The sequence below is a fragment of the Streptomyces jeddahensis genome (assembly GCF_001642995.1).
Lineage (GTDB): Bacteria > Actinomycetota > Actinomycetes > Streptomycetales > Streptomycetaceae > Streptomyces > Streptomyces jeddahensis.
In genome coordinates this window covers 21,982-30,031 of the sequence record NZ_LOHS01000032.1, presented here as the reverse complement: position 1 = coordinate 30,031, position 8,050 = coordinate 21,982, and the positions used below count along the sequence as shown (strand labels likewise).

The 8,050-nt window shown below is 71.3% G+C and carries 6 protein-coding genes; 5 read left to right on the top strand and 1 reads right to left on the bottom strand.

Annotated elements, in window-relative coordinates; genetic code table 11:
• Positions 1–153: 153 nt before the first annotated feature.
• The gene (locus STSP_RS03825) at positions 154–480 is read right to left on the bottom strand and encodes a DUF427 domain-containing protein (protein ID WP_067272005.1); all 327 of its coding nucleotides are present in this window, start codon (positions 478–480) and stop codon (positions 154–156) included.
• Between the two features lie 51 nt (positions 481–531).
• Here STSP_RS03825 and STSP_RS03820 point away from each other — a divergent pair, with 51 nt between their 5' ends.
• From STSP_RS03820 to STSP_RS03800, 5 genes are all read left to right on the top strand, one after another.
• The gene (locus tag STSP_RS03820) at positions 532–1,071 is read left to right on the top strand and encodes an LOG family protein (protein WP_067272003.1); all 540 of its coding nucleotides are present in this window, start codon (positions 532–534) and stop codon (positions 1,069–1,071) included.
• 26 nt (positions 1,072–1,097) lie between these two features.
• Positions 1,098–1,796, top strand: a complete 699-nt coding sequence (locus STSP_RS03815) for an SDR family oxidoreductase (protein ID WP_078066869.1) — start codon at positions 1,098–1,100, stop codon at positions 1,794–1,796.
• A gap of 43 nt (positions 1,797–1,839) precedes the next feature.
• Positions 1,840–2,853, top strand: coding sequence for a methionine synthase (locus STSP_RS03810; RefSeq protein ID WP_067272000.1), 1,014 nt, complete (start codon positions 1,840–1,842; stop codon positions 2,851–2,853).
• Between the two features lie 112 nt (positions 2,854–2,965).
• Entirely contained in the window at positions 2,966–5,158 is a 2,193-nt protein-coding gene (gene ligA / locus STSP_RS03805; RefSeq protein WP_067271998.1) for an NAD-dependent DNA ligase LigA, read from the top strand.
• Between the two features lie 306 nt (positions 5,159–5,464).
• Positions 5,465–7,750, top strand: coding sequence for a putative bifunctional diguanylate cyclase/phosphodiesterase (locus STSP_RS03800; RefSeq protein ID WP_067271996.1), 2,286 nt, complete (start codon positions 5,465–5,467; stop codon positions 7,748–7,750).
• Positions 7,751–8,050: the final 300 nt, after the last annotated feature.

Here is an 8,050-nt window from a genome sequence, read left to right as displayed (position 1 = left end):
ATGTAGCGGGGGGCGACGGCTCGAACGGCGGGGGCGGGGGGCCGAAGCCTTCCGGGGCCGCCTGACCGTCGTGGCTCTGCTCGGTTCCCGTCATGCCCGTCCCCCCTCGAAGATCACCGTGGCCCGTCCCCCGGTTCCAGGTTCCCCTCGGTTCTACCCCACCACCTCGACCTCGTAGAAACAGAGGTGGTCCTTGATCTCGGCGACGTCCGGCTTGGGATCGGGATACGCCCAGACCAGGTCGGGCGAGCCCGGCACCGACCAGTAGGACGCCGTGCCCTTGAACGGGCAGTACGTGTGGGTCTCCGACGGGGTCAGGAGGTCCGTACGGACGTCCTCGGGAGGCAGGTAGTAGCGCACCGGACAGCCGGTTTCGCGCAGTACGACCGGGCGCCGGCTCTCCGCGAGGACCTCGCCCCGGTGCACCACGCGCACGTGCTCCGTGCCCTGCTCGACAGTGATCGTGTGTCCTTCGGCCATGTAAGGCACAGCGCCCGGCGGCCCGGAGTTCTTCCCCCGTACGGTAGGCGCATGAATATCTGTGTCTTCCTCTCCGCCGCCGACCTCGACGACCGTTACACGCGCCCCGCGCGGGAGTTCGCCGAACTGCTGGGGAAGGGAGGGCACACCCTGGTGTGGGGCGGGTCCGACGTGGGGCTCATGAAGGTCGTCGCGGACGGTGTGCAGGAGGCCGGCGGGCGGCTCGTCGGCATCTCCGTCGACTTCCTGTCGTCCAAGACGCGTGCGGGCGCCGACGAGATGGTGATCGCCAAGGATCTGGCCGAGCGGAAGGCGCTCCTCCTGGAGAGGGCCGACGCGATCGTGATCATGGTCGGCGGGACCGGGACGCTGGATGAGGCCACCGAGATCCTCGAGCTGAAGAAGCACGGGCTCCACTCCAAGCCCGTGGTACTGCTCAACGCGGCGGGCTTCTACGACGGCCTCAAGGAGCAGTTCCGGAGGATGGAGGCCGAGGGCTTCCTTCCGCTGCCCCTCAACGACCTGGTGTTCTTCGCGGAGGAGCCCGTGGGGGCGCTGGCCTACCTGGAAGAGTCTCTCGGCACGCAGTGAATCGAGCGGCATGCCGTGATGCGAGCATGTGTGGCATGGCTACACATGTGATCACCGGGGCCGGGTCCGGCATCGGCGCAGCAGTGGCCCGGCGCCTCCACGCGCGCGGGGACGACCTGGTGCTGCTCGCGCGGGACGCCGGCCGCGCCAAGGAGCTGGCCGCCGACTTCCCCGGCGCCCGGACGCTCGTAGGCGACCTCGCCGACCCGGACAGGCTGTCGTGGGCGTTCTCGCACCAGACCCTGCCCGACCGGGTCGACTCGCTGCTGCACATCGCGGGCGTCGTCGACCTCGGCGCCGTCGGCGAGCTCACCCCGAAGACATGGCACAGCCAGCTCAACGTCAACCTCATCGCTCCCGCCGAGCTGACCCGGCACTTCCTGCCCCAACTCCGCGTCGCCCAGGGGCACGTGGTGTTCGTGAACTCGGGCGCGGGCCTGAGCGCCCACGCCGACTGGTCCGCGTACGCCGCGTCCAAGCACGGTCTGAAGGCGCTGGCCGACGCGCTGCGCCAGGAGGAGCACGCCAACGGCGTCCGCGTCACCTCGGTCTACCCCGGTCGTACGGCCAGCCCCATGCAGGCCAAGGTCCACCAGCAGGAGGGCAAGCAGTACGACCCGGCCCGCTGGATCGACCCGGAGTCCGTCGCCACGACGATCGTCATGTGCCTCGACCTGCCGCGCGACGCCGAGGTCAACGACCTGACGGTACGGCCGGGCCGCTGACCGCCCGGGGCGATGCCCCGGGCCCATTTCGTACGCTTCCCCGGTGAGCGAAAACAGCAAGTTCAGCCCCGGTCCCGCCACCGGCATCGGATCCATGCCGGGAAGCGACACGCGCGAGGCCGCCAAGACCGTCGTCGGGACCTTCGGCGGCGGTGAGGGCATGCCGTACCTGCCGGAGCTGCCCGCCCGCGGGCCCGGCGCCGACATGATCGGGCGGACGGCCGGGATGCTCGTCGAGCTGTACGCGCGCGTGGAGCCCAGCGGCTGGCGGATCGGGGACCGGCCGGGGCGGGACACCCGGCGCGCCAGGTCCTGGCTGGTGGAGGACCTGGACGCGCTCGAGGAGTACACGCAGGGCTACGAGGGGCCGCTGAAGGTGCAGGCGGTCGGCCCGTGGACGCTGGCGGCCGCGCTCGAACTGAAGAACGGCGAGGCGGCGCTGTCCGACCTCGGGGCCTGCCGGGACCTGGCCGAGTCACTGGCGGAGGGGCTGCGGGCGCACCTCGCCGACGTACGGCGGAGGGTGCCCGGCGCCGAGCTCGTGCTCCAGCTCGACGAGCCCTCGCTGATCGCCGTCCTGCGCGGCCAGGTCAAGACCGCCAGCGGCTACCGCACGCACCGGGCCGTGGACCGGCAGATCGTGGAGAGCACGCTGCGGGACGTGATCGGGATCCACGACGGACCTGTCGTCGTGCACTCGTGCGCCCCCGACGTGCCGTTCGCGCTGCTGCGCCGCGCTGGGGCGGCCGGGATCTCCCTCGACTTCTCGCTGCTCACCGAGCGTGACGACGACGCGATCGGGGAAGCCGTGGAGGGCGGCACCAGGCTCCTCGCCGGCGTCGTGCCGGGCACGGACGGCCCATTGTCAGACCCTGCCGGTAGCGTCATGGGTGTCAGGAAGCTGTGGCGCAGGCTGGGGCTGAATCCGGGGCTGCTGGGGGAGGCGGTCGCGATCACCCCGGCGTGCGGACTCGCGGGGGCGACCCCGGAGTACGCGCGCAAGGCCCTCAGCCACTGCGTCCGGGCGGCGAGATCCCTCGCGGACAACCCTGAGTGACGGCGCGTACGAGCATGTGACGGCACGAGCGAGTGACAGCACCCAGGACAGCACGAGCACGTGGCCGCACGAGCACGTGACGGGCCGTACAAGAAATCGGGAGGACAAGACGGTGGCCGGCGAACAGCAAGCACAGCCCGCATCGGCGCCCGCGGAGGCGCGCGAGAAGCACGCGCAGCTCGCTGAGCAGATCGAGGAGCACCGCTTCCGGTACTACGTGAAAGACCAGCCGGTCATCAGCGACGCGGAGTTCGACAAGCTGCTGCGCTCGCTGGAGGCGCTCGAGGACGAGTACCCCGAGCTGCGCACCCCCGACTCGCCGACCCAGAAGGTCGCGGGGGCGTACGCGACGGATTTCACGGCGGTCCAGCACCGCGAGCGCATGCTCTCCCTCGACAACGCCTTCGACGAGGAGGAACTCGCCGCGTGGGCCGACCGCGTCGCCAAGGAGGTCGGCACCTCGGCCTACCACTTCCTCTGCGAGCTCAAGGTCGACGGCCTCGCGGTCAATCTGACGTACGAGCACGGGCGGCTCACGCGCGCGGCGACCCGTGGCGACGGCCGCACCGGCGAGGACATCACCCCGAACGTACGGACGATCGCGGAGATCCCGGACCGGCTCAAGGGCGACCTCATCCCGGCGCTCGTGGAGATCCGCGGCGAGGTCTACTTCCCGATGGAGAAGTTCGAGGAGCTCAACACCCGCCTGGTGGAGGCCGGTGAGAAGCCCTTCGCCAACCCGCGCAACGCTGCGGCGGGTTCGCTGCGCCAGAAGGACCCGCGTATCACGGCCACCCGCCCGCTGCACATGGTCGTGCACGGCATCGGCGCCCGCGAGGGCTTCACCATCGACCGTCTCTCCCAGGCCTACGACCTGCTGCGCGACTGGGGCCTGCCCACGGCCAGGCACAACAAGGTGGTCGACGGCCTCGACGGCGTCCGGGAGTTCATCGGCTACTACGGGGAGAACCGCCACTCCGTGGAGCACGAGATCGACGGCGTCGTCGTCAAGCTCGACGAGATCCCGCTGCAGGGCCGCCTCGGCTCGACCTCGCGCGCCCCGCGCTGGGCGATCGCCTGGAAGTATCCGCCGGAGGAGGTCAACACCAAGCTGGTCGACATCCGGGTGGGTGTCGGCCGCACCGGACGCGTGACGCCGTACGCCGTGGTGGAACCGGTCGTGGTCGCCGGATCCGAGGTCGAGTTCGCCACCCTGCACAACCAGGACGTGGTCAAGGCCAAGGGCGTGCTCATCGGCGACACGGTGGTGCTGCGCAAGGCCGGTGACGTCATCCCGGAGATCCTCGGCCCGGTCGTCGACCTGCGCGACGGCACGGAGCGCGAGTTCCAGATGCCCGCCGAATGCCCGGAGTGCGGCTCGGAACTGCGGCCCATGAAGGAGGGCGACGTCGATCTGCGCTGCCCCAATGGCCGGTCCTGCCCCGCCCAGTTGCGCGAACGGCTGTTCTATCTGGCCGGCCGCAAGTGCCTGGACATCGAGAACTTCGGCTATGTCGCCGCGGCCGCCCTCACCAGGCCGCTGGAGCCGTCCGAACCACCCCTGACCGACGAGGGCAACCTCTTCGACCTGAAGGTGGAGCAATTGCTGCCCATCAAGTCGTATGTCCTGGACCAGGACACGGGCCTGCCGAAGCGCGACCCGAAGACCGGCGAGGAGAAGGTCGTCACGTTCTTCGCCAACCAGAAGGGCGAGCCCAAGAAGAACACGCTGGCCATGCTGGAGAACATCGCGGCCGCCAAGGAGCGTCCGCTCGCCCGCATCATCACGGGCCTGTCCATCCGGCATGTGGGACCGGTCGCCGCCGAGGCCCTGGCGCGCGAGTTCCGGTCCATCGACCGGATCGAACAGGCGTCGCAGGAGGAGTTGGCCGCCGTCGAGGGCGTGGGGCCGACCATCGCGGCCTCGCTCAAACAGTGGTTCGAAGAGGACTGGCATCGCGAGATCCTGCGCAAGTGGCGGGCGGCCGGGGTCCGGATGGAGGAGGAGGGCGCCGGTGAGGAGCATGGCCCCCGTCCCCTGGAAGGCCTCACGGTCGTCGTGACGGGAACTCTGCAGAACTACACACGGGATGGCGCAAAAGAGGCCCTCCAGAGCCGCGGTGCGAAAGTGACCGGTTCGGTTTCGAAGAAAACCTCATTCGTCATTGTGGGTGACAACCCCGGTTCGAAGTATGACAAGGCGATGCAGGTCAAGGTGCCGGTTTTGAACGAGGAAGGCTTCGAAGTCCTGCTGGAACAAGGGCCGGACGCGGCTGCGGAAGTCGCACTTCCGGTCGAGGAGTAGCGGTTCAAGGCCACCCGTTCAGCCCATATCAGTTGCATACGGGTGGCCTGGTCGCATTCGGGCAACCGTCGGCGACCGGTGCCCGTGGAAGCCTTCTGCGGCCTACTGTTGACATGTGCGCCTGCCGTGCCCAGCTGCGGTCGGCGCATCCCCTGCTCCCCGCGAGCTCGGGGAAGGGTTTTCGGACGCGGTTCTCGTCGGCAGCCTCGCGGGCTTCCTCCCCCAGCAACCGCTGGAGGCGCCCCAGGGAGGCCACAGGCATCGGGCCGCGTGGCGTGGGCACCGCCGGCTGTGAGAGGGACGGGAATGGAACCGACCGATAGCGCCGCCCCGGACTCACGGCTGCGTGCGCGCCTGCGAGTACGGCGTGGTCCGGGGGCCGGCCGAAGCGGCGTCCACTGGTCCGTCCGACGTCCCCCGCGAGGCCCCGACACCGGCGGACCGGGCGGGAAACCCATGGAGGGCGGACGCAGCCCGGGGCATGTCACGGTCGGGCACGGCCCCGGCGAGGGCGGCTCTGCGGGGGCTCAGAACCGGCTCGACGCCCGGGCGCTGCTGCCCGCCGCCGTCGTCGCGGTGGCCTCGCTGGCGCTCGCCGCCGCCTTCTACCGGGCGTTCACCGGCCACCGCGGGCTCTTCCCGACCGGCGCCGCGGGCTGGTCCCTCGCCGTCCTCACCGGCCTCGTCGTCGGCCATCTGGTGGCCTTCGGCCGGGGCCGCTGGTGGAACGGCGCGGGCTCAGGCGCGGCCCTGACCCTGGCGGTCCTCCTGCTGTACGGCTGGCTGCCCGCAGGAATGATCAGCCTCGCCGTCGTCGTCCTCGTCGGCATCGCGCGCAGAGACCGCTGGTGGCAGGGCGCGCTGCACGGCGCCGTCGACATCATCGGCATCGGCGCGGGCGCACTCGTGATGGCGGTGTTCGGCAACGTGCCGACGGCCGAGAACCCCTGGCCGCCCGCGACATGGGACCTTTACACCGTGCCCGAAGTCGCCCTGGTGGCGGCCGCGTACCTCTCCGTCACCCGCGTCCTCCTCTGGTACGTGCACGCGCCGCGCACCGGGGGACTGCCGACCGCAACCCGCACCGCCCTGGTCCGGCAGGGCATCCTCGCCGGCGCGCTGCTCGGCATCGCGCCGCTGATCTGCGTCGTCGCGATGGCCGTGCCCGTGCTTCTGCCGCTGTTCGCGGTGCCGCTCATCGCGCTCGACTCCACGCTGTGGATCGCCCGGGCCCGGGCGGAGGAGCAGCTGCGCGACCCGCTCACCGGCCTGCCCAACCGGCAGTGGCTCCTGGAGCGCACCTGGGCGGCGCTGGACGACGCCGAGCGCATCGGAGCCCGCTCTGCTCTCCTGCTGATCGACCTCGACCGCTTCCGGTCGGTGAACGACACCCTCGGTCATCTCGCAGGCGACCGGCTGCTCCTCCAGATCGCCGACCGGCTGCAGAAGGCCCTGCCCCGCGGGGCCGAGGCCGCGCGGCTCGGGGGCGACGAGTTCGCCGTACTGCTGCCGGTCGCCGACTCCACGACCTCGGCCACGCGCGTCGCCCGGGCGCTCGTCGCCGCCCTCGGCTCCCCGCTCGACCTCGACGGCCTCACCCTCGTCCTGGAGGCCAGCGCAGGGCTCGCCGTCTTCCCGGACCACGCGCTGGACGCGGAGGGGCTGCTGCAGCGGGCGGACGTCGCGATGTACCAGGCGAAGCGGGACCGCACGGGCGTCGAGGTGTACGAGTCCAAGCGCGACTCGAACACACCGGACCGCCTCGGACTCCTCGGCGACCTGCGCAGGGCGCTCGACGCGCACGAAGTCCAGTTGCACTACCAGCCCAAGGTCCGCTTCGACGGCCAGGTCGCCGGGCTCGAGGCGCTCGTACGGTGGGTGCATCCGGAGCGCGGCAAGGTGCCGCCGGACGAGTTCATCGCGATCGCCGAGTCGTCCGGGCTGATGCCGCACCTGACGGAGTACGTGCTGGAGACGGCGCTCGCCCAGGTGGCGCGGTGGCGCGCGCAAGGGCTGCGCGTGCCCGTCGCCGTCAACGTCTCCCCACGCGACGTCCACACGCCCGGCTTCGCGGGCGCGGTCGCCGCGCGGCTCGCACGGCATGGCGTCCCCGCGGGAGCGCTGCAGCTGGAGATCACGGAGCATGTCCTCCTCGAGGACCCGCAGCGGGCGGCCGACACGCTGGCCGGACTGACCGGGCACGGCGTGAAGATGTCGCTGGACGACTTCGGGACCGGGTACTCCTCGCTGGTCCATCTGCGGCGGCTGCCGGTGAGCGAGCTCAAGATCGACCGTTCCTTCGTGGCCCGGCTCGCCGTGGACACCGAGGACGCGGAGATCGTCCGCTGCACGGTCGATCTGGCGCACTCCCTCGGGCTGCTCGTGGTGGCCGAGGGGGTCGAGGACGACGAGACGTGGGAGCGGTTGCGGGATCTCGGGTGCGACGCGGTGCAGGGGTGGCTCGTCGCGGCTGCCATGCCCGCCGACGAGACGACGGCGTGGCTGCGGGCGCGGGGTACGCGGGGGTGGCAGCGGCCTGCGGCCGCGCTCCCCGCGGGTTCGTCGGACCCTTCGGGTCCGGTCCCCACGTAGCGCCTCCCGGCGCCGGTTCGCGTCCACGGGTCGCCTGAGGTACCGCGCGAGGGCACCCGCCGTCGTGGGGTTGTGCCCACCCGTTCCGCCCTGCGGAACGATTGCCCACAACGGGAGCGGCGTGGCTGCCCACAACGGTCAGCGGCGTGGCTGCCCACAACGGTGATCCCCACCGGCCCGCAGCCGCCATCCGGCCGAAGGGGACGTGGCGGGTGTGCGCCCGCAGCGGCTGGCGCGACGTATGGGCTCGCCCGACGTCGTAGGGTCTGGCGCCAGACCGAGGACGTACACCCCGGCGCG